Origin of the sequence: Celeribacter sp., from assembly GCF_048266405.1 — a bacterium.
Classification (GTDB): Bacteria; Pseudomonadota; Alphaproteobacteria; order Rhodobacterales; family Rhodobacteraceae; genus Celeribacter.
The window spans coordinates 196,187-221,282 of record NZ_JBLWZO010000004.1 but is presented as its reverse complement, the minus strand read 5'-3'; the positions used below and the strand labels follow the sequence as shown (position 1 = coordinate 221,282).

27 protein-coding genes are annotated in these 25,096 nt (G+C 57.1%); 10 read left to right on the top strand and 17 right to left on the bottom strand.

The window, feature by feature from the left end:
- Positions 1-6: 6 nt before the first annotated feature.
- Positions 7-411 carry a DUF2177 family protein gene (locus ACN0TS_RS10475; RefSeq protein ID WP_417259303.1) on the top strand — a complete coding sequence of 135 codons (405 nt, stop codon included), beginning with the start codon at positions 7-9 and terminating at the stop codon, positions 409-411.
- Here the strand turns inward: ACN0TS_RS10475 and ACN0TS_RS10470 are convergent, their stop codons facing one another.
- Positions 412-1,050: a GDSL-type esterase/lipase family protein gene (locus ACN0TS_RS10470; protein WP_417259302.1), complete on the bottom strand. Its 639-nt coding sequence runs from the start codon at positions 1,048-1,050 to the stop codon at positions 412-414.
- A gap of 155 nt (positions 1,051-1,205) precedes the next feature.
- Between ACN0TS_RS10470 and ACN0TS_RS10465 the strand changes: the two genes are divergently transcribed.
- On the top strand, positions 1,206-1,523 hold the full coding sequence (locus ACN0TS_RS10465) for an arsenate reductase family protein (protein WP_417259301.1): 318 nt from the start codon (positions 1,206-1,208) through the stop codon (positions 1,521-1,523).
- On the opposite strand, the gene ACN0TS_RS10460 is transcribed toward ACN0TS_RS10465, so the two are convergent.
- The 5 genes from ACN0TS_RS10460 to thrS form a co-directional block, all read right to left on the bottom strand.
- Positions 1,499-2,044 (bottom strand): DoxX family protein, encoded by a 546-nt coding sequence (locus tag ACN0TS_RS10460; protein ID WP_417259300.1) that lies wholly within the window; start codon positions 2,042-2,044, stop codon positions 1,499-1,501. The genes ACN0TS_RS10465 and ACN0TS_RS10460 overlap by 25 nt on opposite strands.
- Positions 2,041-2,766: a DNA-binding domain-containing protein gene (locus ACN0TS_RS10455; protein WP_417259299.1), complete on the bottom strand. Its 726-nt coding sequence runs from the start codon at positions 2,764-2,766 to the stop codon at positions 2,041-2,043. Before ACN0TS_RS10455 ends, ACN0TS_RS10460 begins: the two co-directional genes overlap by 4 nt.
- Positions 2,763-3,626: a DUF692 domain-containing protein gene (locus ACN0TS_RS10450; protein WP_417259298.1), complete on the bottom strand. Its 864-nt coding sequence runs from the start codon at positions 3,624-3,626 to the stop codon at positions 2,763-2,765. Before ACN0TS_RS10450 ends, ACN0TS_RS10455 begins: the two co-directional genes overlap by 4 nt.
- Positions 3,627-3,693: 67 nt before the next feature.
- Complete coding sequence (locus ACN0TS_RS10445; RefSeq protein ID WP_417259297.1) at positions 3,694-3,993, bottom strand: DUF2282 domain-containing protein; 300 nt, start codon at positions 3,991-3,993, stop codon at positions 3,694-3,696.
- Between the two features lie 210 nt (positions 3,994-4,203).
- Positions 4,204-6,156, bottom strand: a complete 1,953-nt coding sequence (thrS, locus tag ACN0TS_RS10440) for a threonine--tRNA ligase (protein WP_417259296.1) — start codon at positions 6,154-6,156, stop codon at positions 4,204-4,206.
- 269 nt (positions 6,157-6,425) lie between these two features.
- Between thrS and ACN0TS_RS10435 the strand changes: the two genes are divergently transcribed.
- Together ACN0TS_RS10435 and ACN0TS_RS10430 are read left to right on the top strand one after the other, a co-directional pair.
- Entirely contained in the window at positions 6,426-7,187 is a 762-nt protein-coding gene (locus ACN0TS_RS10435; RefSeq protein WP_417259295.1) for an alpha/beta fold hydrolase, read from the top strand.
- 93 nt (positions 7,188-7,280) lie between these two features.
- On the top strand, positions 7,281-7,994 hold the full coding sequence (locus ACN0TS_RS10430; protein ID WP_417259294.1) for an alpha/beta fold hydrolase: 714 nt from the start codon (positions 7,281-7,283) through the stop codon (positions 7,992-7,994).
- A gap of 74 nt (positions 7,995-8,068) precedes the next feature.
- Here ACN0TS_RS10430 and phaZ read toward each other — a convergent pair whose 3' ends face one another.
- Positions 8,069-9,343, bottom strand: a complete 1,275-nt coding sequence (gene phaZ / locus ACN0TS_RS10425) for a polyhydroxyalkanoate depolymerase (protein ID WP_417259293.1) — start codon at positions 9,341-9,343, stop codon at positions 8,069-8,071.
- A gap of 145 nt (positions 9,344-9,488) precedes the next feature.
- Here phaZ and phaC point away from each other — a divergent pair, with 145 nt between their 5' ends.
- The 4 genes from phaC to ACN0TS_RS10405 all read left to right on the top strand — a co-directional run bounded on the left by phaC (position 9,489) and on the right by ACN0TS_RS10405 (position 13,634).
- On the top strand, positions 9,489-11,282 hold the full coding sequence (gene phaC, locus ACN0TS_RS10420) for a class I poly(R)-hydroxyalkanoic acid synthase (protein WP_417259292.1): 1,794 nt from the start codon (positions 9,489-9,491) through the stop codon (positions 11,280-11,282).
- A 159-nt stretch (positions 11,283-11,441) separates the two neighbouring features.
- Positions 11,442-11,918 (top strand): phasin family protein, encoded by a 477-nt coding sequence (locus ACN0TS_RS10415; protein WP_417259291.1) that lies wholly within the window; start codon positions 11,442-11,444, stop codon positions 11,916-11,918.
- 149 nt (positions 11,919-12,067) lie between these two features.
- Entirely contained in the window at positions 12,068-12,619 is a 552-nt protein-coding gene (gene phaR, locus ACN0TS_RS10410) for a polyhydroxyalkanoate synthesis repressor PhaR (protein WP_417259290.1), read from the top strand.
- 55 nt (positions 12,620-12,674) lie between these two features.
- Positions 12,675-13,634 (top strand): LysR family transcriptional regulator, encoded by a 960-nt coding sequence (locus ACN0TS_RS10405; RefSeq protein ID WP_417259289.1) that lies wholly within the window; start codon positions 12,675-12,677, stop codon positions 13,632-13,634.
- Positions 13,635-13,687: 53 nt separating this feature from the next.
- Here ACN0TS_RS10405 and ACN0TS_RS10400 read toward each other — a convergent pair whose 3' ends face one another.
- The 9 genes from ACN0TS_RS10400 to ACN0TS_RS10360 all read right to left on the bottom strand — a co-directional run bounded on the left by ACN0TS_RS10400 (position 13,688) and on the right by ACN0TS_RS10360 (position 21,070).
- A complete protein-coding gene (locus ACN0TS_RS10400; RefSeq protein WP_417259288.1) occupies positions 13,688-14,890 on the bottom strand; it encodes a DegT/DnrJ/EryC1/StrS family aminotransferase in 1,203 nt (400 codons plus the stop codon).
- Positions 14,891-15,020: 130 nt separating this feature from the next.
- Positions 15,021-15,725, bottom strand: a complete 705-nt coding sequence (locus tag ACN0TS_RS10395) for a type 1 glutamine amidotransferase (RefSeq protein WP_417259287.1) — start codon at positions 15,723-15,725, stop codon at positions 15,021-15,023.
- A 10-nt stretch (positions 15,726-15,735) separates the two neighbouring features.
- Positions 15,736-16,563: an ABC transporter permease gene (locus tag ACN0TS_RS10390; protein WP_417259286.1), complete on the bottom strand. Its 828-nt coding sequence runs from the start codon at positions 16,561-16,563 to the stop codon at positions 15,736-15,738.
- Positions 16,560-17,438, bottom strand: a complete 879-nt coding sequence (locus tag ACN0TS_RS10385) for an ABC transporter permease (RefSeq protein ID WP_417259285.1) — start codon at positions 17,436-17,438, stop codon at positions 16,560-16,562. Before ACN0TS_RS10385 ends, ACN0TS_RS10390 begins: the two co-directional genes overlap by 4 nt.
- Positions 17,439-17,489: 51 nt before the next feature.
- Positions 17,490-18,206: a transporter substrate-binding domain-containing protein gene (locus ACN0TS_RS10380; protein ID WP_417259284.1), complete on the bottom strand. Its 717-nt coding sequence runs from the start codon at positions 18,204-18,206 to the stop codon at positions 17,490-17,492.
- A 23-nt stretch (positions 18,207-18,229) separates the two neighbouring features.
- Positions 18,230-19,033 carry an ABC transporter ATP-binding protein gene (locus ACN0TS_RS10375; RefSeq protein ID WP_417259283.1) on the bottom strand — a complete coding sequence of 268 codons (804 nt, stop codon included), beginning with the start codon at positions 19,031-19,033 and terminating at the stop codon, positions 18,230-18,232.
- 133 nt (positions 19,034-19,166) lie between these two features.
- A complete protein-coding gene (locus ACN0TS_RS10370) occupies positions 19,167-19,958 on the bottom strand; it encodes a phosphate/phosphite/phosphonate ABC transporter substrate-binding protein (RefSeq protein WP_417259282.1) in 792 nt (263 codons plus the stop codon).
- A complete protein-coding gene (locus ACN0TS_RS10365) occupies positions 19,955-20,398 on the bottom strand; it encodes a TerB family tellurite resistance protein (RefSeq protein ID WP_417259281.1) in 444 nt (147 codons plus the stop codon). Before ACN0TS_RS10365 ends, ACN0TS_RS10370 begins: the two co-directional genes overlap by 4 nt.
- A gap of 78 nt (positions 20,399-20,476) precedes the next feature.
- Positions 20,477-21,070 carry a LysE family translocator gene (locus tag ACN0TS_RS10360; RefSeq protein ID WP_417259280.1) on the bottom strand — a complete coding sequence of 198 codons (594 nt, stop codon included), beginning with the start codon at positions 21,068-21,070 and terminating at the stop codon, positions 20,477-20,479.
- Between the two features lie 194 nt (positions 21,071-21,264).
- Between ACN0TS_RS10360 and ACN0TS_RS10355 the strand changes: the two genes are divergently transcribed.
- Both ACN0TS_RS10355 and ACN0TS_RS10350 read left to right on the top strand, forming a co-directional pair.
- Complete coding sequence (locus ACN0TS_RS10355; RefSeq protein ID WP_417259279.1) at positions 21,265-21,906, top strand: FMN-binding negative transcriptional regulator; 642 nt, start codon at positions 21,265-21,267, stop codon at positions 21,904-21,906.
- Between the two features lie 59 nt (positions 21,907-21,965).
- Entirely contained in the window at positions 21,966-23,336 is a 1,371-nt protein-coding gene (locus ACN0TS_RS10350) for an L-serine ammonia-lyase (protein ID WP_417259278.1), read from the top strand.
- Positions 23,337-23,402: 66 nt separating this feature from the next.
- Here ACN0TS_RS10350 and ACN0TS_RS10345 read toward each other — a convergent pair whose 3' ends face one another.
- The gene (locus tag ACN0TS_RS10345) at positions 23,403-25,046 is read right to left on the bottom strand and encodes a CTP synthase (RefSeq protein ID WP_417259277.1); all 1,644 of its coding nucleotides are present in this window, start codon (positions 25,044-25,046) and stop codon (positions 23,403-23,405) included.
- Between the last annotated feature and the right edge of the window lie 50 nt (positions 25,047-25,096).

Here is a 25,096-nt window from a genome sequence, read left to right as displayed (position 1 = left end):
ACGCGTGTGTTACAGCTTTTGACCCTCTACCTATCGACAGCCCTTGTTTTTCTCGGTGCGGATGCCGTATTCCTGAAAAACGTCATGCGTCCCGTGTTTGAACGCCACATTGGCGACTGGCTGCTCGATGAGTTCCGTATTCTTCCTGCGGCTGTCTTCTATCTCTTTTACATCGCGGGTGTTTTGGTCTTCGTCTCGGTTCCAGCCTTGGCGGGCGGATCATTGTTCGCCGTGGCCGCAAAAGGGGCGTTGTTGGGCGCCTTGGCCTACGGAACCTTTGAGTTCACATCCTACGCCGTGTTGGAGCGGTGGTCGGCCGAGATGGTCATCGTCGACGTGGCTTGGGGCGCTGTGGTCACGGGATTGGCGGCTGTGGCGGGCGTGATCATAACGCGCGCCATTCACGGCTAATCAGCCCCGCTCAATCTCCGATGATATAAAATCCGCCACAGCGCGTCCGAGGGTCTCATGAGCAGCGGCGTCGAAATGGATGCCGTCCACGTCCGAGCATGAAATCATGGTGCCTGCGTCAAAGAACCCGACATCGCGTTTTTCGGCCTCGGCGGCGTAGAGCGCAGCGAGGTTACGGGCTTTCGATTTCGCCCCTTCAAATTCGTCGATGAAAACACCCGTCTCAAACGGTGCAGGTGGCGCAATGAGAAACGGCTCGAACCCGCCGTGCTTCGACTGCATATCCTCCGATAAGGCAATATCGAGCAAAAAGCCGACATCCTCAGCGATCTGCTCTGCACTCGCCTCAAAATGTGCTTTGAAATCATTGGTGCCAAGCATGATGGCAAGCGCATCAATCGGCCCGTGGCTTTCGAGCGCAATGAATAGCCCGATACGTCCGTCCATATGCGGCCCCATGATGGGGCAAGGACGTGCTGTGGTGCGCCCGGGCAGGCCCTCTTCGGTCAGCTCCCACTCTAAAGCATCGGCGCAAACCACGGGCCACCGCCGCTCGATACGCGGTAGACCTGCGTCAAACGCGGGCAATGGCTGTGTGCCGTAGGTATTGCTGTCGCCAAAGCAGAGCAGTCGGGGCATCGGGCATCCTTCCCTGAGACAGGGATCATAAAACAGCTTCCAGCTTGGGGCGAGAAACCTGAAATTACAAGTGGAATTGGTTGGGGGCTTTCGGGGTGCCATTTCGGAGCCAATCGCGCAAACTAGGCGCAACAATGACCAAAGGCGAGAATGATATGACAGTGATTTATGGCATTAAAACCTGTGACACCTGCCGCAAAGCGGTGAAGGCGCTTGGCGCACCGTTGCATGACATCCGCGCCGACCCGCTATCCCCCGCGCAGCTGGCGCAGTTCTATGAGACTTTCGGCGCGGCGCTCTTGAATACGCGCTCGACCACATGGCGCGGGCTATCAGAGAGCGAGCGTGCGCAGGCGCCGCTTGATCTCTTGGCGTCGCATCCGACCTTGATGAAACGCCCCGTGATTGATGTCGACGGGACGCTGTATCTCGGGTGGGGCAAAGACGTTCAGACGGCACTTTCGGGCGCATAGCCTTTGCGCGTCAGGCGCGATTTAAGGGCGGAATCCAGCGAGAACATCCCTCCGCCCATGCCGACCAAGGTGATAAAGACAAACACCCAAAACGTGCGTTGATCCATGATGAGCGCATCAGAGGCACGGTCGAACCAAGCGCCGACCGTGACCGCATCTGCCTTGTGCCCTATGATGTCGGTGAGGGACTGCACGACAGTAAAACCGATCATGCCTAGGGCTGCGAGCCGTGTGAACAGGCCGACGACGATAAGGGCGGGTAGGATGAACTCCGCGTAGGTGCCGCCCATGACGACAAGCCAATGAAACGCCCCGAACTGGCTCACGTCATAGCCTGCGGCCTCCATTTGGCGTGGAAAAATTTGGGCGTAAGCGCCAAGCGAGGGAGTGAACAGCCCGTCGAGTTTGGTCAGGGCCGAGCCCCAGAAATAGCGCAGCAAAACGGCGGCAAAGGTGAGGCGGGCGAGAAGCGGCAAAAAGCGTGTTGAAGCCAAGGTGATGCGATCAAAGATGTCAGTCAAGCTATGTCCTCCAAATGGGTGATTGCGCCGCCCGACAGGAGTGCGCCGATAAAAGAAGTAAGATCAAGGGATTGTGGTGCATGCTCTATCGCCGCGCCTAATGTCTCGCCCGCGTGCAGCGCATCAATGACTGCGGCAGTTCCGCTTGGAAAGGGTGTAACTATAGGATCAAATTCGGGCCGCGTGATGAGCGCATCTTGTGCGCCGCCTTTTGGGGCAGGGCCACCAAAAGCAGCCTCACGGATATCACAAATAGGATAGGCCGAGCGCACCATTTGAACCGCGGGGGCGAGGGTGACGCGGGCGAAGAAGGCTTCTGGATCGGTGAGGCGATCGGCGGCGACAGGGGCGGCATCAGCGGCGTGATAGGCCTGACGCATCGCCCATTCGAGGCGGGCCACATCCGCCAGATAGGGCAGGCTGGCTGCGGGAGGGAAGGTAGCGATGAAGGCGGGAAAGGCGGCGCCGAACTCCGTCATGAGCGGGGAGGTGGGGGGTGATTGGCGCACGCATTCGCCCGCCATCGCGTCGAAAAAGGCATCTCCAACGAGCGATTTGACGGCGGGAAATCCTGTGGCCAAAGCGTCTTTCAATCCCACTACGATGTTGTTGCGGTAGACGTTAAACCGTTTGGTGGTGGGATGGCCATCCGCGCCGACAATGCCGTTTGGTACGGGGGCCGTCGGATCGAGGGCAGCGGCGATGAATGCGCTGTTTGTCATGCGGGCACCTGTGTGAGCAGCGCGTCGGCGCGGGCCGCTTCGGCCGCAAGCACGTCCCATGCGGGCACGTCATTGTCCCACTCGATGAGGCTCGGTTTCGGGCCGCCGACGGAAATGGTATGCGCATAAAGTGCCCAGACGGGGTCGGCCACTTCGCGACCGTGGCTATCGATCAAAAGTGGCGCACCGTGGTCGTCCTCATCCTCGTCATGGCCGCCAAGGTGGATTTCTCCGACGGCATCATGGTTGAACGCATCAATATAAGCGCGTGGGTCAAGCTGCATATTGGTGGCGGAGACAAAGACGTTGTTGACGTCGAGCAACAGCCCACATCCTGTGCGCCGTGTCACTTCGGTCAGGAAGGCAACCTCGTCCCACGTGCTTTCTTCAAAGGCCAGATAGGAGGATGGATTTTCGAGCAGCATCCTGCGCCCGAGCGTGTCTTGGACTTCGTCCACGTGATCGCAGACGTGGGACAGCGTGGCGTCGGTATAGGGCAACGGCAGCAGGTCGTTGAAATAAGCGCCTGCGCCGTGAATGTCGTGGGTCGACCATGCGAGATGTTCAGAAAACGACGCAGGGTTGAGCCAAGACATCAGATGTTTGAGGCGGGCGAGGTGATCAGGGTCAAGCTGTCCTTCGCCGCCAATCGACAAGCCGACGCCGTGGACGGACAGGGGAAAATGCTCCGATAACGCACGCAGTTGCGCCAGTGGTCGTCCACCTGCGCCCATGTAGTTTTCGGCATGGATTTCCAACCATTCGACGGGTTCGGCATTCTCCAAAATGTTCGAAAAGTGCTGAGGTTTATATCCGACACCCACGGTATTGGGCAGGGTATTGGCGGTTTTGTGCAACATGTCGTGCATCCTGTTTTCCCGTATGCGTGGTCGGGACGGCACGCGAATGCCGCCCCGATTTGTCGCCTTACATTGGCAAGTCGCGGTCAAGCGCTTCGAGGGAGCCCATGCGCTCGGTGCCGTCCATTGCTGCGGGGATCTCGATTTCGGCGCAGGTGCCGGCGGGGACGAGTGTCCATGCGTTGCCTTGGTAATCCACCTTGGATGTACCTGCACAGGTTGTGCCTGGACCAGCGGCGCAATCGTTTTCGCCAGCCAAGGATACGCCAAAGCATTTTTCCTGCTCTTGAGCGGATGCAGTGGTGGCGTGGGCGGAAAGGGCTGCTGCGGCTGCTGCGGCGAGGGCGAGTGTTTTGGTATGTTTCATGTGTGTCTCCCGAAAGATCATGCGTTTCTTCCGCCGTTGTGGCGGTGAGGACACCTTGACCGTAAAGGGTGATCACAAGCCACTCACGAGCCTGTGTGCGCACGACCCTGTCAGGGATTGAAACAAACGAAAACGTGAGTTGAAGGGGTGTAAATGTAAAACGCCTCCCTGTTTGGGAGGCGTTTTTCGGTTTTGTTTCAGAGGTTTGGTCTATTGTTTCAAATCAGGGGCCAAGGCCTCTTGTTTCAATGTGCGCACGATCTCGTCGAGGGTCACAACCGAGGTTTGTTTCTCGCCAAGACGGCGAACTGAAACAGTTTTCTCCTCGACCTCGCGACCACCCACGGCCAAAATAACAGGGACTTTACCCAAGGAGTGCTCGCGGACCTTGTAGTTGATCTTCTCGTTGCGGATATCGGCCTCGGCACGCACGCCTACCGCCTTGAGTGCTGCTACGACCTCATGCACATAATCGTCGGCGTCCGAGATAATCGAGGCGACAACAACCTGACGAGGGGCAAGCCAGAAGGGCAGTTTGCCTGCGTGGTTTTCGATCAAGATACCGATGAACCGTTCAAATGAGCCGAGGACCGCACGGTGCAGCATCACGGGGCGGTGTTTGTCGCCATCCGCACCGATGTAGCTGGCGTCAAGACGCTCGGGCAGGTTGGGGTCAACCTGAAGCGTCCCACATTGCCAGTCGCGACCAATGGCGTCGGTGAGGGTGAACTCCAGTTTCGGACCGTAGAATGCGCCTTCGCCTTCCAGAACTTCGAACTCGTATCCCGCAGCGATGCAGGCTTCGCCGAGTGCTTTTTCGGCTTGATCCCAGCTTTCATCACTGCCGATGCGCTTTTCGGGGCGCGTGGACAGTTTGATGGTCCAATCGGTAAAGCCCAGATCGGCGTAGATCGCGGCAAGAAAGTCGATGAACTTTTTCGTCTCGGCCTCGATATCCTCATTGGCGCAGAAGATATGCGCGTCATCTTGGGTAAACCCGCGCACACGCATGATGCCGTGCAGCGCGCCCGAAGGCTCGTAACGGTTGCACGAGCCAAATTCGGCCATGCGTAGCGGCAGGTCGCGGTAGGATTTGAGGCCTTGGTTGAACACTTGCACGTGGCAGGGGCAGTTCATGGGTTTGAGTGCGTTGATCGTTTTTTCGCGCGCATGTTCCTCGTCAACCTCAACGATGAACATGTTTTCTTGATATTTGTCCCAGTGGCCTGAGGCTTCCCAGAGTTTGCGGTCCACGACCTGCGGTGTGTTCACTTCGACATAGCCGCCGCGTTCCTGTTGGCGGCGCATGTAGTCTTGCAAGGTGGTGTAAATGCGCCAACCGTTCGGATGCCAGAAAATCTGACCCGGGGCCTCTTCTTGCATGTGGAACAGGTCCATCTCGCGGCCCAGTTTGCGGTGATCGCGTTTGGCGGCTTCTTCCAACATGGTCAGGTGGGCTTTGAGCGCCTTGGGGTCTTTGAACGCCACGCCATAAATCCGTTGCAGCATCGCGTTGTCGCTATTGCCGCGCCAGTATGCGCCCGCCACAGACATCAATTTGAAGCTGTTGTTGGGCACTTGGCCCGTGTTTTGCAGGTGCGGTCCGCGGCACAGGTCTTGCCAGTCGCCGTGCCAATACATGCGGATCGGTTGCCCGTCGTCGGGGATCATGCCCACCAACTCGACTTTATAGGGTTCCCCCGATTTCTCATAGTGGGCGATGGCCTCTTCGCGGCTCCATACTTCGGTGCGTACGGGATCGCGGGCGTTGATTATCTCTTTCATCTTGGCTTCAATCTCGCCGAGATCTTCGGGGGTAAACGGCTCCTCGCGGTCGAAGTCGTAATACCAGCCGTCCTTGATGACGGGGCCGATGGTCACTTTGACATCGGGCCAAAGCTCCTGCACCGCGCGCGCCATGATATGCGCGAGATCGTGACGGATCAGCTCAAGCGCTTGTTCGTCGTCCTGCATGGTGTGGATGGCGATGGAGGCATCGGCCTCAATGGGCCACTGCAAATCCCAATGCGCACCGTTCACGGTAGCAGAGATTGCTTTTTTACCAAGAGATGTCGAGATGGATGCGGCGACCTCGGCGGCGGTGATGCCTGCCTCATAGTCGCGTGAATTGCCATCGGGGAAAGTAAGAGAGACTAGGGACATCAATGGTCCTCCTCGTCAGTTTGGCGCCCACGGAACGCCCGGTTGCGGGTATTGGTTCGCGCACTATGTGCTTTAGGACAGGGTGGGAAGTCAATGTGAAAAGGCACGCGGACAAGCGGCGAGTTGCCACGGCTAATCCTGTTCGGAATGGCCTGAAAAACAAGCGGGGTGAGCGGATAGGTTCTTTTTCATGCTCCGAGGAGAGCTGTATATTTGCAATGACGCGGACGGCGCGTTACCTCTTTTGGTGAATAAGAACGGAGCTGAAGATGACCGAATTTCTCGATGCGCCAACGGGGCGTCGCATCGCCTACAACCGCGTCGAGGGGGAGGGCCTTGGCATCGTGTTTCTGGGCGGGTTCATGTCCGATATGGCAGGGACAAAGGCCGTCGCACTTGAACACTGGTCCCGTGCCCAAGGGCGTCCGTTCTTGCGGTTTGATTATTCCGGTCACGGTGAAAGCGCAGGGCAGTTCGAGGACGGGTCCATTGGTGACTGGGCCGAGGATGCGCGCGCGGCGATTGAGGCGCTAACCCTAGGTCCGCAAATCCTTGTCGGCTCGTCGATGGGCGGGTGGATTGCGCTGCTTCTGTCCAAGCGGATTCCCGAACAGATCGCAGGACTGGTGGGCATCGCCGCCGCACCGGATTTTACCCAAGACGGGTTCTGGGCGGGGTTTGATGCGGAGCAGCGGGAGACTTTGGCGCGTGACGGCGTGGTCTATCTGCCCTCGGGCTATGACAGCGATTATCCGATCACCAAACGGCTCATTGAAGATGGCCGAACGCAGCTTGTCTTGCGCGAGCCGCTTTCACTGCCGTTTCCCGTGCGGTTGATGCAAGGGACGGAGGATTCATCCGTCACGCGCGAGACGGCCTTGCGTTTGTTTGATCACATCGACGGTGAGGATGTGCGGTTGAATTTTGTCAAAGGGGCTGATCATTCGTTTTCGACTGCCGCCTGTTTGAAGATGATTGAGGATGCGATTTCGGATGTGTTGGACCAGGTGGGCGATGCTCCCTCGGTGTGATGCGCACGTTGGAGAGCGGCCTCTTGAGAACGTTATTGGACATGGGCAGGGAGATCTGGTCGAACAGAATATTGAACAAAAGAGGTGGGCTAAATGAGTGACGCATTGGTTTTTCTGCCTGGGTTCTTGGCAGATGGGCGCATATTTGCGGATCAGGTGTCAGGCCTGAGCCGCGACTTTGCCGTGATGGTTGCGCCGTTAAAGGGCGAGAGCGTTACCGACATGGCCGAGCATGTGCTGGCCCATGCGCCCCCGCGTTTCTCGGTCGCTGGACATGATTTGGGCGCTTCCGTGGCTGCCGAAGTTCTGCGTCGCGCCCCTGACCGTGTGGAACGTATCGCGCTGATCTGCGCCAATGCGCAATCAGAGCCCCCAAATGCAGCCGCAGCGCGCGAGCCGCGTATGGTGCGGGCAAAATCCGGTCGATTGGGTGAGGTTCTGCTCGAAGATTTGCCAATCGGTGCCTTGGCCGAAAGCCCGCATCGAAACGCCATTCGCGACTACTGGATCGACATGGCGCTTGAGGCAGGGATAGAGACCTATTTGCACCAGTCTCGTGTGATGCAGCGCCGTCCGGATCAGCAAAACATCCTGCGTCGGGCACGTCTCCCCGCCTTGGTGGTCGGCGGAGAACACGACACAGTATGCCCTCCACGACGTCAGGATTTCATTTCCCAACTTATGCCGCGAGCGCATTTGGAGATCATTGAGGGGGCGGGGCACTTGCCGATGTTGGAGACGCCGCAGACCGTCACGCGGATTTTGAGGACATGGTTACAGGCCCCTGCGCCTCTGGTTTTGACCTGAATATCATCCTCAAACACCAACGGCGCCGCTCGAAGGAGGGCGCCGTTGTCGTTTTATTGCAGAAGGTTAGGGTTCTATCCTGCCTTTTTCTGCGCGTCTTTTCCTGCGATTACGCGTGGCCCTGAGTTCTGGTCGATAAAGTCGAGAACCAGAGGGCGAATGTTGTTGCGCCAGCTACGGCCCGCGAAGATCCCGTAGTGACCCGCGCCTGGTTCAAGGTGTGCGGCCTTCATGCTGTCAGGTAGACCGGTGCAGAGGTCGAGTGCCGCAACGCATTGACCTGGTGCGGAAATATCGTCTTCTGCCCCTTCGACCGTTTTGACGGCCACATCCGTAATCTTGCCAATATCCACCTTGCGACCAGCCACAGTGAATTCGTTCTTGGCGATCTCGAGGCCTTTGAAAATCCGCTCAACCGTGGACAGATAGAACTCCGCAGTCATGTCCATAACGGCGAGATATTCATCGTAGAACTTGTTGTGCTTGTCGTGTTCAGAGGCTTTGCCCTGCGCCGTGCGGTTAATCTGATCAGTAAAGGCTTGGGTGTGTTTTTCGCTGTTCATTGCGATGAAAGACGACAGTTGCAGCAAGCCAGGATAGACCTTGCGCCCCGCTCCTTTGTATTTGAAACCGACACGTTGAATCATGCTCTCTTCGAGTTGTCCCATCGTGACGCGGTTGCCAAAATCGGTAACGTCGGTGGGGGTCGCGTCAGGGTCAATCGGCCCGCCGATCAAGGTCAGGGATCGCGGCTGTGCCGTGGGATCTTCCTCGGCCAGATAGGCCGTGGCAGCAAGGGTCAGAGGTGCGGGTTGGCACACGGCAATAACATGGGTTTGCGGCCCCATATATTTCATGAAATCAACGAGGTAGAGTGTGTAGTCCTCAATGTCGAACTTGCCCTCCGAGACGGGAATGTCACGCGCGTTGTGCCAGTCGGTGATATAGACTTCGCAATCGGGCAATAGCGAGACAACGGTGGAGCGCAAGAGGGTTGCGTAGTGCCCTGACATCGGGGCGACGAGCAACACTTTGCGCGGCATTTCCTCGCGGCTTTCGACTTTGAAATGGATCAGATTGCCAAAGGGTTTGGAGACTTTGGTGACGACATCAACAAGGTGGTCACGCCCATCTTTTCCGACAACGGATTGGATATTCCAATCGGGCTTTGTGACCATCCGTGCAAACGAGCGTTCCGTGACTTCGCCCCACGCGGCCAACCATTGAAGGGCGGGGTTCGGGGTGATGGCAAACGCAGGGTAGGAGCCAAGGGCCTGCGCCGAGGCGCCGAGCCATTGGTTCGTGTTACGAACCGTTTCCATCCAGTCATAGCTTGCCATGAAACGCATGGGTCTCTCCTAATAAGGTCACTGCGCGAAGGTAATTATTGTGCGCCAAACAGCTTTCCAGAGTTCAACTGTGTCGCTATCCTACTTACATACTCTTACAGCAAAATGTAATGCTGCAAGTGCAAAATAAACGGGAGGCGGCAAAATGGCTCAAGATGATTCCGTGGATACCAGCGACGAACATGCCGATCTGGACAAGCTCAATAAGAACATTGAGAGGATCGAAAGCCTGTCGAAAAGGTTGACGGCGGCCCTTGCACGTAAAAAGCCGATCCCCGCCGCCCTACAGGGGCCAAGTCAGGATTTGTATCTGAAGGCGGCCAATGCATACCTGTCAGAGATGATCAACAATCCCGCGAAAATTGTGGATCATCAAATCGGTTACTGGGGCAAAACGCTTAAACATTACGTTGAGGCCCAACAGCGCCTCGTGAAGGGCGACCTGACCCCGCCGCCTGATGATAGCCCGAAAGATAGACGGTTTTCGAACCCGTTGTGGGACTCCAACCCCTATTTCAACTTTCTCAAACAGCAATACCTGACCACAGCAGAGGCGATTGAGACGACGGTTGATGAGCTCGATATGGAGGAGCACGAACGCAAGCGGATGGAGTATTTCACCCGCCAGATCGTCGACATGCTGGCGCCGACCAACTTCCTCGCGACCAACCCCGAGGCTTTGGAGCGTGCTGTCGAGACGGAAGGCGAGAGCCTTGTCAGGGGCTTGGAAAACCTCGTGCGCGATCTTGAGGACCATGACGGTGAGATGATCGTCAACCTTGCCGATAAATCTGCCTTTGAGGTGGGGAAAAACATCGGCACAAGCAAAGGCTCGGTGGTGTTTCGAAATCGCATGTTTGAGCTGATTCAGTATGCACCCTCGACCGAAACGGTCCACGCCACGCCGCTTTTGATCTTTCCTCCATGGATTAACAAATTCTACATTCTGGACCTCAAAGAGCAGAATTCCTTGATTAAATGGGTTGTTGATCAGGGCTATACTGTCTTCGTCGTCTCATGGGTGAACCCCGATGAGAGTTACGCCGATGTGGGGCTCGATACCTATATCGAAGAGGGATATTTCACCGCGATTGAACAGGTCAAGGCGATCACGGACCAGAAAAAGATCAATGTTGTCGGCTACTGTATCGCAGGCACGACCTTGTCCATTGCACTCGGGTTGCTGAAAAAACGCGGCGACAAATCTGTAAACTCTGCAACCTTCTTTACCACGCTCACCGACTTTTCGGATCAGGGCGAGGTCGGGGTGTTCCTCGATGATGATTTCATCGACGGGATTGAGGAGGAGGTCAACAGATCGGGCATTATGAAGTCGCTGTATATGTCGCGGACTTTCTCATACCTGCGCTCCAACGACCTCATTTATAAACCCGCGATCCGGTCATATATGTTGGGCGAGGCCCCCCCCGCCTTTGATCTGCTTTATTGGAATAGCGATAGCACCAACCTGCCGGGACGGATGGCGGTGCAGTATTTGCGTGGGCTGTGTCAGCGCGATGAGTTGGCCACAACGGGGTTCGAGATCTGCGGCGAGACGGTCCATCTGTCGGAGGTGACTGTGCCGATGTGCGCAATCGGATGTGAGACCGACCATATTGCCGCGTGGGATGCCTCCTATAACGGGGTGCGCAAAATGGGGTCCAAGGACAAGACCTTCATCCTGTCGGAGTCCGGTCATGTCGCTGGCATCGTTAATCCGCCGTCGAAAAAGAAGTATGGCCACTACACCAACGACGATATCACGCTCCCTCCCCAAGAGTGGAAGGCTAAGGCCACATTCAATGAGGGCAGTTGGTGGCCACGGTGGGAAGCATGGCTGAAGGCGCGCTCGGGGGCGCAAATTCCCGCGCGCGTTGAGGGTGATTCGGGTCATGAAATCCTCGCGCCCGCTCCGGGTACTTACGTTAAGTCATCCTAAGAGATTGAAAATGCCATGCTTTGCGGGCAATTGCTGCGCTGCAGCATTAGGTCTTGATTTTCTGCGTTGCAGCATGCATATTGTGTGCAGACGCAGAAATTGGCGGCGCCCAGAGTTTCTTGGACGTGCGCTCACGTTAGCCACCAAGGAGTAATACCAATGGCCAAGACCGATGACATGACAAAGATTATGAAAGACATGATGGGTGCATTCCCCGTAGATATGTCTTCCCTTCAAGAGACATTTAAAACCCAAGCGTCGCTTGGTGACAAAATGTCCAAAGTAGCTGTTGAAGCTGCTGAGAAATCCACCGAGTTGTCCTCCAAGTGGACCAAAGCAACGCTTGCTAAAGTTGCTGAATTCTCTGCAGTGAAAGACGAGCCAACGGATTATACAAACGCAATGACCGCGTTTGCCTCCGCTCAGGCCGAGCTTGCAACCGAGAATATGGCTGCTTTCGCTGAAATCGCGAAAAAAGTTCAGATGGAAACTGTTGAGCTGATGCTTGCCGCTGGCAAAGACATGGGCGACGACATGACCGCAGCTGCAAAAAAAGCAACTGAAGAGCTGTCCTCCGTTGCGAAAAAAGCAACTGACGAAGTGACTGCTGCCGCGAAAAAAGCGACTGCGAAATAATCGCACTTATAGCTTTCTTGTTCTTCTCTTCATGAGGGGAACGCGGATTGCGAGACGGGCTCCTCCTATGGGTGGGGCCCGTTTTCTTTTGCTTTTGGCAATTCCATCGCTTAGCGTTTTCTGCAACGCAATAAGGGAAGGGGAACCCAATGGCCGAACAAAAAGAGCCTTTGCTGATCAAGCGCTATGCATCGCGTCGTCTCTACAATACCGAGACATCCGACTATGTGACGCTTGAGGATATCTCCGGTTTTATCCGCGATGGCCGTGAGGTTCAGATTGTGGATTTGAAATCGGGTGATGATCTGACGCGTCAGTATCTACTTCAAATCATTGCAGAACATGAAAGCCGCGGTGAAAATGTCCTGCCGCTGAATGTGTTGACCGATCTGGTACGCAGCTACACCACGGATGTGACATCAGCGGTGCCGCAATTTCTGGCACAGAGTTTTGAGATGTTCCGCGACGGACAGGAAAAGATGATGCAGGGGTTGGGTGGCACCATTCCCGGTTTAGGTGCTGTGCAAGCGCAGCAAGAGGCGTTTGTCAAAGCGATGACTGGCGGGATGGGAAGCCTTGGTGCGCCATGGTCCGCTCCAAAATCAGAAACCGATAAAGAGGCATCCCACGAGGGAGAAGACCTCGACGCCATCAAAAAACAGCTTTCCGAGCTTCAGGAAAAGCTGTCCAAACTGACCTAGGACTCTGCCCGCGCATACCTGACTTGGAGTGCGCGGGGCAAATCGAGGGAAATCCATGAGCGACTCAGGCGGACGATTGACCCTTTGGGGGGTGGAGGTATTTTTGGCTGCCGCCGAAGAGGGCTCCGTGTCCGCCGCGGCTCGCCGTCTTGGTGCATCGCCGTCTGCCATTTCTCAACAAATCACCAATCTGGAAACGGCGCTTGGCGCGGAGCTTTTGAACCGTTCAAACCGCCCGATGACGCTCACCCCTGCGGGGCGTGTTTTGCGTACTCGTGCGCAGGTGATCCAGTCGGAGGCCGCCCGCGCGCGTTCGGAGATTGCAGGGCTGGATTTGACCCAGTTGGGGCAATTGCGCCTTGGCATGGTTGAGGATTTCGAGGCGTCCGTCACGCCAACCTTGATCGCGGATATGGCCGATAGCTTGTCAAAGACCCGCTTTGAGTTGCAGACGGGACCATCGCATCGCTTGCTCGATAAACTTGAACATCGCGCATTGGACATCGTCGTGGCCGCCGATCTTGGCCCGCCTGCCGCGTGGATGGACGTGCGTCCCTTGTTGCGTGATCCCTTCGTGATGGTGGTGCCAAAGGGACATGAGCGCAGCTTGGATGCACTCACCGAGTTGCCCTACATCGAATACACCAGCCGTCACGCGATGGGCCGCGCCCTGTCGGCGCATTTGACCGAGCAAGGTGTGCGCACGCCCCGCCGGTTTGAATTGGACAGTTACCGCGCAATGCTTGCGATGGTGGCGGGGGGCAGGGGATGGACCATCCTGACGGTATTGGGCGCCCAGCATGCGGGGCGCTATGCTTCCGAGGTCGAGGTGCATCCGCTGCCTGTGGCCCCTCTGTCGCGCCAATTGTCGCTCTACGCCCATACAGACGGGATGCCCGATATGGCGGACGATATCGCCGCGCGTTTACGCCCCTTGATTCAAACCCGCGTTGTTGCGCCCGCCGTAGAGACATGGCCGTGGCTTGCGGGACAGATTGACCTGACCGAGACGTAAAACGCCGCCCCCGAAGGCGCGGCGTTTGATCTGTTCGGCAGTTTGGCGCGCGCCTATTCGGCGGCCAGTTTCGCCGCACTTGCGATGTTTGCGGCTTCGATTAGCGCATCCGCGATGAAATCGAGATCGGCCTTTTGCAGACGAGCGGGCAAGCGCGTGTCGCAGGCTTTCGATAGCATTTCGCGGGTCATGGGCAATTCTGGCGTCTCGCCCAAGAATTTCCAGTTCCAAAACGCACGGGCATTGTCGGTGGACAGGCCAAAGACCTGAACAGACACGCCGCGCTCTTTGGCGGCCTGTTGAAAGGCTGCCGCTGCATCGCTGTCAAAATCGACGAGGTTGAATTGCAAGCTGTCGGGCGCGCGCACTTCTTTTTCCAGTTTGGCAGGCACGGTGAGGTGCGGGCAGGCCTCAAGGCGGGCGGCGACATAATCATGGTTGGCGCGGCCATCACGCACACGGCGCGGCACTTCGGCCAATTGCGAACGCACGATCGTGGCGGACATATTGGATAGGCGCGTGTTGTAGAGCGGCAGTTGGTTTTGCCACGCATCAAAGGCTTCTTGCAGGGCGTTGTCGCGTTGGGTGTTGTGCTTTTGCCAGTTGTGCTCATAAGCGCCGGACATGATCACGGCGCGGGCGTAGATATTTGGGTCATCGGTGATCATGATGCCGCCCTCGCCTGCGTTCAGCAACTTGTAGGACTGGAACGAGAAGCAGCCGATTTTGCCGATGGTGCCAATGTTTTTGCCATCCCAAACCGTACCAAGCGAGTGTGCGGCGTCTTCGATCAGGGGGATGCCCTTGGCGTCGCAGGCCGCTTTGATTGCGTCCATGTCGGAAGTGTGCCCGCGCATGTGGGAGATCAAAACCGCATCGGCATCGGCCATTTTGGCGTGAAAGTCGTCTAGATCGATACGGTAATTGTCGCCGCATTCCACAAGGACGGGAATGCAGTCAGCGTGCACGACCGAGGATGGCACGGCGGCAAAGGTGAAGGCGGGGATCAACACTTTCGCGTCGCGCGGCAAGTTGAGTGCTTTGAGTGACAAGAATAGGGCTGCGGAACACGAGGCCACGGCGAGCGCGTATTTCGCGCCGATCATCTGTGCGAACTCTTGTTCCAGAAGCGTTACAGGGGCGTCTTTAGCGGCGGTGTAGCGGAACAAATCGCCACTCGTCAAAAGCCGTTCAACCTCGGCGCGGGCGTCCTCGGGGATCGGCTCTGCATCGTAGACGTTGGGCGCGTTGGTCATGACTTTCACCATTCTTAAATTCTATCTTCGGAATATCTGTAAACTCTAGAAGGTCGAAAATCTATGCTTTCCTGATCCGACAGGCGAAATTTCGCAAAGGTGTTACATGCTGTAGGGGAGCGGTGGCCGCTTAGGACGCAGTTTGTATCGCGCTACGTCCCTCGCGCAAGAATGTTGCGATCTGGGCCGCGATGCGGGCTTCGTCGTTTGGTGCGTTCAGATACGGACGCGCCGCGTCAAGCACGCCTTCAGGGTACACGCCATCGGGCCATGCTGCGTCGAGATAGGTGGCAATAACGGGGGCGGATAGCTCGGGGTGGGGCTGCACGGTGTAAATGGTATTGCCATACAAAAGGGCGGCATTGGCGCAGGTTGGCGACGTGCCGACGACCTCTGCCTCGGGCGGCAACTCCACCACCTGATCTTGGTGCCATGCGTTGAGATGCACCGTGCCAAGCCCGTCTATGGCATAGGATTTACGCCCAATGTTCCATCCCCCCGCAAATTTCTCCACGCGTCCGCCCATGGCCTGCGCGATGATCTGGTGGCCAAAGCAAATGCCAGTGAGGCGATGGTGGGCGGCATAAGAGGCGCGGATGAAGTTCTCGAGCGGAGCGATAAAGGCGTGATCCTCGTAAGCGCCATGTTTGGAGCCTGTCACGAGCCACGCGTCGGCGTCGCTGACGCTCTCGGGAAAGTCCATATCAACCACGCGCCACGTCTGTGTCTCGATACCATGGGGAGCGAAAAGGTCGTTGAACAGTGCGGCAAAATCCCCATGTTTGGAGAGAACCGTTGCGGGGGGATCGCCGCAGAGCAAGATGCCCAATTTCATTGTGGTAGCCTTAGCGGATCAACATCATCCGCGCACGTTTTGGACGTTGAGCGGAGGAGGGAAGGTGACGATTGAGGTGCCGTCCGATCTGACCAAACACCGTAATCACGACGATCGTTAACACCACAAAGAACCCTGCTACGATGGGGTAGGGCACAAAGGGGTTGAAGGTCTTTTCGGCAAAATAGGACGCATAGTAGAGCGCGTCGCCCTTTTGCTGCCAGGCTGGGAAGCCCGAGAAAAAGACGAGCGCCGTCGCATGGAACAAGAAGATCGCCTCGTTTGTATAAGCTGGCCACGCAAGGCGCAGCATGGTGGGCCAAGTGATGCGACGAAAACGGGTCCATCCGACCAAGCCATAGGCATCAGCGGCCTCGATATCGCCCTTGGGCACTGAGCGCAGCGCACCGTAGAATATCTCGGCGGAATAGGCAGATGTGTTGAGGAACAAGACGACCAACGCCCCTGCCCATGCGCGGGTCAGGTTGCCTGTGGCCAGTGTCATGCCAAAAATCTCGATCCCTGCTTTGGGGAGGGACACGAACAATTCATAGGCTAAAAAGAACTGGATAAAGAGCGGAGATCCGCGGAACAAAAAGATGAACCATTCGGCGGGTTTGCGCAGCCATTTGTTCGGCGCGGCTTTGGCCATCGCCAAAGCGGTTGCAAAAACAAAGCCGAACAACAACGCCAGAACGCCAAAATAGATGTTCCAGATCATGCCTGAGCCGATCAGCGTCACCTGTTCGCACAGTGTGATATCTGCTTTCGGGAGAAGGCGTTCGCCGAACCCAATGGAGCGCAGCGCGTAGTCGGAAATGGTTTGGGCGCAACTCATGTGGCTTTCCTCATCTCTTCGCCTACCAAGGTGGCTTGTCCATGAGACAGTTTACGGGTGAGGCGCTCCAGAACCAGTTCGGAGATGCGGGTGAAGCCGAGGTAAAACACCAATAGCGCGAGGAAATACCATAGCCGCCAGTCGGGGTGCGGATAGGCGTATTGCGTTGTTTTTGTCCCTCCCAATTCGCGCGCCCAGTAAACGATGTCTTCGACCCCCAACAGGAACAAGAGTGGCGTGGCTTTGATCAGGATCATCCACAGATTGCTCAGCCCAGGCAGGGCGAAAATCCACATTTGTGGCACGAGAATACGCCAGAACGATTGGCGGTGCGACATGCCGTAGCTTTCGGCCGTCTCGATCTGGGCGTGGGGCACGGCCTTCATTGCGCCGGCCAACACATTGGCGGCGAAAGCGCCGAATACGATGGAAAAGGCCAGAACCGCGAGGGTGAAGCCATAGAGTTCATGGACTGATTGCGGCGCGGAATTTAACGGTAGTTTGGCCTCGGCGCAGACAAGAAAGTCGTTGCCCTGCCGGATCGGTTCGGACCAATCGGGGCACTTCACCTTATGGCGCAGCCACTCGAACGCTTGGTCCATTGCGAGGGGGACAAACAAAAAGAAAACGATGTCAGGAACTCCGCGCACCATTGAGGTGTAGAGTGTCCCGAGCCAACGGATCGGGGCGAAATGCGCCCGCGAGGCCATGGCTCCCGCAAAGCCCAACGCAAGCGCTGCCGGCGCGGTAATAGCCAGAAGCGACAGGACAACAAAGAAGGACTTGTAGAACAGCATATGCTTGCCCGTTGTCAGATAACAGGCGAGCCAGTTCAGGCCATCTATGGCGGAGGGATCAGCGCAGGATTGAAACATGTCAAATGACAAGAGCAGGGCCAGTGCGAAACCGGCCCTGCTCTCTATGTCTTAGTACGTGGTGGTTTCTTCGCCGAAGTACTTGATCAAAAGCGCGTTCAGGGAACCATCCTCTTTCATGGAGTCGATGGCTGCGTCGAACTTGGCGATGAGGTCGCCGTCGCTTTCACGCAGACCCATGCCGATGCCGCCGCCGAGCGGAATATCGTCGCCAACAAACTCGAACCCGTTCTCTTCTACGAATGGCACAAGCGCGTCTTTGTCGGCAAATACGGCGTCCACTTCGCCGTTTTTCACAGCTGCAATGGTGTCGTCGAGTGTCGCAAATTCAACAAGTGTTGCGCCTGTTTCCGCGACATAGCCTGCCTGAATTGTGGAGGTCTGTGCAGCAATAACGCCACCTGTGAAATCGACATCAGCCGACAAAGCTGCGTAGGCGGAAGCCGTTGGTGGGTAGTAGTCTTGCGTGAAATCAATGACTTCGTCGCGTTCGTCGGTGATCGACATGCCCGCGATGATGGTGTCGTAGTTGCCTGATACGAGGTTCGGGATGATGGTGTCCCACTCGTTCGTTACCCACTCACAGGTCAGTTCGGCGCGGGCGCAAAGCTCGTCGCCCACTTCGCGTTCAAAGCCTGCAACTTCGCCGTTGTCGTCGATGAAGTTGTAGGGAGGGTAGGCGCCCTCGGTGCCCATGCGGATCGTGTCGGCAGTCGCAGCGCCAGCCATAAGGGCCAATGCGGCAGCGGAAAGGATAAGTTTGTTCATTTTGTTACTCCCAAGTTTATTTATTAGGCTGAGACAGTTGCACTAAGGAACTGCCCGAGCCGTTCGGTTTTTGGTGCGCCAAAGAGGTCGGCGGGTGCGCCTTCTTCTTCGATGCGACCTTGATGGAGGAAAACGACGTGATCGGACACATCATTTGCCATTCTCATATCGTGGGTGACGATGATCATCGTGCGGCCTTCTTCGGCCAATGCCTTGATCACCTTGACCACCTCTTGTTCCAATTCGGGGTCGAGCGCCGATGTGGGTTCGTCAAACAGCAGCGCTTTGGGCTCCATGCACAATGCGCGTGCGATGGCGGCGCGTTGCTGCTGCCCGCCTGACATTTGTGCAGGATAGACGTCGCATTTGTCGCCGATGCCGACCTTGTCGAGATAGGCGCGTGCGGCTTCTTCGACTTCCTTTTTGGGGCGCCCCAAGACGGTTACGGGCGCTTCCATCACATTCTCGAGGATCGACATATGGGCCCAAAGATTGAACTGTTGGAACACCATCGACAGGTTGGTGCGGATGCGCATCACCTGTTTGCGATCAGATGGCCGACGGTTCAGGCCTGTGCCCTTCCATGTGATCGGCTCGCCCTCAAACAGAATCTCGCCTTGCTGACTGTTTTCCAACAGGTTGGCACAGCGTAACAGCGTGGATTTCCCAGAGCCAGAGGAGCCGATAAGCGAAACAACATGACCGCGGGGGGCAGTCATGGAAACACCCTTGAGCACCTCAAGATCGCCATACGACTTATGAAGGTCGCGGATCTCGATCACAGGCGTGTCTGCGGGCGGGTTTGAATTTGAATCCTTGGTCAACATCTGAAGGAGTTAGGGCGAATTCTTAAGCAGATGCAACAAACAACATCAACTTGACCCTGCGTTGAGCTGTTAACCTAGCCAAAATGGCGGGGATTTTTGCGAAAATGGCGAAAAAAGCGCGCCTAAAGAAACTTTAGCCCGCTTCGGAGGGCCAATGCGTGGCAAAGAGATTCGCTGCGACATGGGGCTCTTGAGGCAGCGGCAAGTCATAGGCTTGGGGGCGCAGACGCACGATCCCTTTGAGACCCAAGGTCGCCTTGTGCATACGGGACAAATGCGCAATCGCCTCGGAGATCGCCGCGAAATAGGGGGCGGGATCGGCACCGTAAGCCGTGCAGAAGGTTTGCCCCGGAGAGACGTCGGTCACGCCGATTATCCGCAGGCGTCGGGTTTGTGGAAGATAAAGCCGCAGATCACGCCATGTTTGCGCATCTATACAGGCAAAATCGACCTCCCCTGACAGCACGGCCGCGGCAGAGGTCGCATGCGCTCCCGTATGCAGTATCGGGTTGAACGTCACGCCACAGTTCAGCGCCCAAAGCATTGGTGCGCCCCATCCCGAATGCGACCCTTCATCATTATAGGCCATGCGGGCGCCGTCCAACTGTGTGGGGCGGGTTGCCCGGTGATCGTCGCGTACGACAAAATAGCTGCGGTAATATCCTGCGGGACATTGCGCCAAACCGTAGTCGCTCGCACCTATCAGGGTCACTTTGCCCTTGAGGGTACTGCGCAGCGGAAGGTTACAAACTTGAGAGAGGACCAAGTCGGGGCGCCGCCATGCGTGGTCATAGGGCACAGAGGTGTCGAGCCTGTCGGGGGCGTCGATTGCACGGGCGCGCAGCCCATCACGGATCAGTCCCCAGAGTGCCGTATGTGCGGCTGCGTTTTCACGCCACCAATACATCGGCAGCTGCGCGATCATGACTGTTTGGCTTCAACGCGTTGACGTGCCAATGCGCTATCTCGGTCATTGACGCCGAGCAGGTTGGCGACGAGACGCAACAGCGTGTCTTCGTCGTGGTCGCGGGTGCCATCCGCCAAAACAACGGCCCATAATCCCTCTATGACGCTTTCACGATCCTCATAGGGCACTGCGTCCTTGATCGCACGGGTGAAGCGCACAGTGTCGGGGGCTTCCTCTTCGAGGGTTTCAGCCTGTGTGCGGAGCGCCGTGGCCTCCGCTGGGGGGAGACCATATCGGTCCTTCAGCACTGTTTCGATCTTCTCGATTTCTGCGGGATCGTACTGGCCATCGGCTCGCGCCACGCGCACCAAAAGGGCGGCAAGGGCGAGACGTGCATCAACATCCGCAAGGCGGGGCGGGTTCGGCTGAACGAGCTTTTTGAGGAATTCTGCAAACATAGGATTGATATAGACCCTCGTGCAGGAAAATGAAACGGTTGCACGCAACCGTGATTGAAGTGGCTGCGGCGAAGGGTGTTAGTGAAACAAAATGGGCAGGAGCGACGCCACCAGCAAGGTCGCCATGCTCCAGTTAAACACTGTGAGACGCCGTGCATTGGTCAACAGGCGGCGCACTTCGGTGCCCAACCACGCCCAGACTGTGATGGCGGGAAAGTTCACCATAAGAAACCCGATCCCCACAAGTGCCGCCGAGGTCCATCCCTCACCTTGGGCGTAATTGGTCTGTGCGCCAATGGCCATGATCCATGCTTTGGGATTGACCCATTGAAAGGCTACGGCTTGTAGGAACGTGAATGGTTTGCCGCCCGCTTTGCCCTCTTTGGGAGCGGCGGCATGGGCGATTTTCCATGCGAGCCAGAGCATGTAGGCGATGGAGACCACCACGAGGATGCGGCGCAGAATGGGCAGGGTCTCGAACATCTGTGCCAGTCCCAGACCGATCACAAACACCATGAACGAGTGCCCAAGTGAAATGCCAAGCATATGCGGCAAGGTGCGGCGAAACCCGAAATTGGCCCCAGAAGCAAGTAGCATCAGGTTGTTCGGTCCCGGTGTGCCTGAAGCCACAAAGGCAAAGACCAGCAGGGCGAAAAAGAGTGTCATATCCATGGGGAGAGCCTATAGCGGATTTTTTGTGGATGTTGCGCGCTTTTTGGTGATGGGGCCAATGACGTGGTGCGATGAAAGGGCTGTCTATCTGCGGACCGATGGCGGGGCCTCGCTCATTGGGGAGCGATGCGCGAATGCCTGTTCCCGCCGTGCTATCCCCATGGTAGGCGAAAGAAAACGCGCGAGGCAGCCCCATGTACCGACCCGATCAAACTGGCATCGACGACCCAAGCGTGTTGCGTGCCGCCATGCACGAAGTCTCTTTCGGGGCCCTCGTGACGCCGCACGCGGAGGGGATCGAGATCACCCATGTGCCATGGCTTGTGCGCGAAGAGGGTGGGAAAACCTATCTCGAAAGCCACATCGCACGGCCTAATCCGCATTGGAAATTGGCGGGACAGGGGCAATCGGTGGTGATGTTCCAAGGGCCTCACGCTTATATCTCGCCCTCGTTTTACCCGTCAAAACAGATCCACGGCAAAGCTGTTCCGACATGGGGCTATATCGTCGCCCACGCGCATGGCACGTTCGAGGCGATCCAAGATGGCGATTGGTTGGGCGCACACCTCGCCGCATTAACCCAACGCCACGAGGCAGGCCGCGCCGCTCCGTGGGCTGTTTCAGATGCCCCCGTTGCCTATATCGCCGCCCTCAAACGCGGCATTGTTGGCTTGCGGTTCGAAGTGGCGCGGATGGAAGGCAAATGGAAGATCAACCAGAATAAATCCGAGCAGGATCGCAGCGGCACTTATTCAGGTTTGATGGCCGAGGGAGGCGATATGGCGCGTGATTTGGCCGAAGCGCTTGAGTTCTTTCCAAAAGGCGACGATCAATAGAGGGGACCACATCGTGACGCCACACAGGTCGCGGCACTGATCATTTTGGGAGGGATGAGATGTTCTTGAGTGTTTTTGAGATGTTCAAGATTGGCATTGGTCCGTCCTCGTCGCACACGATGGGGCCAATGGTCGCCGCGGCGCGGTTCATGCAGGCGCTTTCCCAAAAAGATGTAAGACCTGCGCGTGTGCGTGTGCGGCTGCTCGGATCGCTCGCCTTTACGGGCAAGGGCCACGCCACGGATCGGGCGTGTATTTTGGGATTGGCGGGGTTCAGTCCCGAAACCTATGACGCCGTGCAGGCTGAGGCAGCCTTGGCTGAGATCGCGGCGCATCATGTTTTACCTGAGACGCAGATTGCCTTCGATCCCGCCACCGATTTGATATTCGATTATGACACCTCATCCAATGGCCATGCCAATGCGATGGAGATCACCGCATTGGATGTAGCGGGGGGCACGGTTTTGTCCGAGGTGTATTATTCCATCGGCGGAGGATTTGTCCTAACGGTATCCGAGTTTGAGGAGGCCCGACACCAAGACGCTTCGGCGCGGTCGGATGTGCCCTATCCGTTTCAATCCAGTCTTGAGATGTTGGATATGGCCCAAACGGCTGGTCTGAGCATCGCCCAGATGAAGCGGGCCAACGAATTGACGCGGCGCACGAGCGACGACCTTGATGCGGGAATCGCCCAGATATGGTCGGTGATGAACGCCTGTCTCACGCGGGGTCTGACCGCCGAGGGGATCTTGCCCGGAGGGTTGTCGGTCAAACGCCGTGCGCGGGGAATTTTCGACAGTTTGGTGGAGCAACAGCATAGCAATCTCGCCCCGCCCCATATCGTCAACGACTGGATTTCAGCCTATGCGATGGCGGTGAACGAGGAGAACGCAGCGGGTGGTCAAGTGGTCACGGCGCCCACCAATGGCGCGGCAGGTGTGATCCCTGCGTGCATCCGCTATTGGCTTGATCATGTGCCAGAGGCTGATCCCGTGTTGATCCCTGATTTCCTTTTGACAGCGGCGGCGATTGGCGGGTTGATCAAACACAACGCATCGATTTCCGGGGCTGAGTGCGGCTGTCAGGCCGAGGTTGGATCTGCGTCTGCGATGGCGGCGGCGGGTCTGTGTGCTGTCTTGGGTGGCACGCCTGCGCAGGTGGAAAACGCCGCCGAGATTGCCCTTGAGCATCATCTTGGCATGACCTGTGATCCGGTGGCGGGTCTGGTGCAGGTGCCGTGTATCGAGCGCAATGGCCTTGGCGCGATCAAGGCGGTCGCTGCGGCGTCACTGGCGTTGCATGGCGACGGATCGCACCTTGTTCCCCTCGACAGCGCGATTGCGACTCTGTGGCAAACGGGGCGCGATATGAGCCACAAATACAAGGAAACAAGCCTTGGTGGCTTGGCCGTGAATATTCCAAACTGTTGAACGCGGCTCTGCAAAACGAAACGGGCCCCCGAAGGAGCCCGTTCAAACCGTGTGCTTTGGTGCTGTTCAGACCAAGCGTGAATTTTCCTTCGCTGCGCGGATGAAATCCTTGAACAGGGGCGCGGGGGCGAAGGGTTTGGATTTAAGCTCGGGGTGGAATTGCACACCGATATACCACGGGTGGTCGGCCACCTCGACGATCTCGGGCAGGCGTCCATCAGGGGACATGCCAGAGAAGATCAAGCCACAGCTTTCGAGTTTTTCGCGATACTTTGTGTCCACCTCATAGCGGTGGCGGTGGCGTTCTTCGATCTCGGTGGTTCCATAGGCCGCCGCAACGCGCGACCCCTCTTTGAGTGTGGCCGTATAGGCGCCAAGACGCATGGTGCCGCCTTTGTCGTCATCAGCTTTGCGGCGCACGGTCGAGTTGCCTTGGATCCACTCCTTGAGGTGGTAGACGACGGGCTCAAACCGTTTCGCACCTGCCTCATGATCGAACTCTTCGGAGCCCGCTGTTGGAATGCCGGCCAAGTTTCGGGCGGCTTCGATAACGGCCATTTGCATACCCAGACAGATGCCGAGGTAGGGCACTTTATGTTCGCGGGCAAATTGTGCCGCTTTGATTTTTCCTTCTGTGCCGCGTTCGCCGAAGCCGCCGGGCACGAGGATCGCGTGGAATCCTTCGAGATGGGGCGCGGGGTCTTCTTTTTCAAAGATTTCCGCGTCGACCCATTCCACTTTGACCTTCACACGGTTGGCCATGCCGCCGTGAGTGAGGGCTTCCGCGATGGATTTGTAGGCGTCTTCGAGCTGGACGTATTTGCCAACGATGGCGACTTTGACTTCGCCCTCGGGATTGAACACGCGGTCGGCCACATCGTGCCAGACCGTAAGGTCGGGCTTGGGCGCAGGGGAAATGTCAAAGGCATCGAGAACGGCCTGATCAAGCCCCTCGCGGTGGTAGGCCAAGGGGGCCTCGTAGATGGATTTCAAATCGGGAGCCGCGATCACGTCTTCTTTGCGCACGTTACAGAAGAGCGCGATTTTCTCGCGTTCTTTTTCGGGGATCGGATGCTCGGAACGGCAAACCAAGACGTTTGGCTGAAGGCCGATGGTGCGTAGCTCTTTGACCGAGTGCTGTGTCGGCTTGGTTTTCAACTCGCCCGAAGCCGCGATGTAGGGCAGCAGCGTCAGGTGCATGAAGATGCACTCGCCGCGTGGCTTGTCTTGGGCGAACTGGCGGATCGCCTCAAAGAAGGGCAGACCTTCGATGTCGCCAACCGTGCCGCCGATTTCGCAGAGCATGAAATCAACTTCGTCGTCGCCCACATGCAAGAAATCTTTGATTTCGTTGGTGACGTGGGGAATGACCTGAATGGTTTTGCCCAGATAATCGCCGCGGCGCTCTTTTTCGAGCACGTTGGTGTAGACGCGCCCCGACGAGATCGAGTCGGTGTTGCGCGCGGCGACACCCGTGAAACGCTCGTAGTGACCAAGGTCGAGATCGGTTTCCGCGCCATCGTCCGTGACGAAAACTTCGCCATGTTCAAAGGGGCTCATCGTTCCCGGGTCGACGTTGAGATAGGGGTCAAGTTTGCGCAAGCGTACGGAAAATCCGCGGGCTTGCAGGAGGGCGCCGAGTGCTGCGGAGGCGAGGCCCTTGCCCAAAGAAGAGACGACACCGCCGGTGATGAAAACGTATCGTGCCATGAGTTGAGAGGCTCCCGTGAGTGTCCAAAAAAGAGTGGGACACGCGAAAA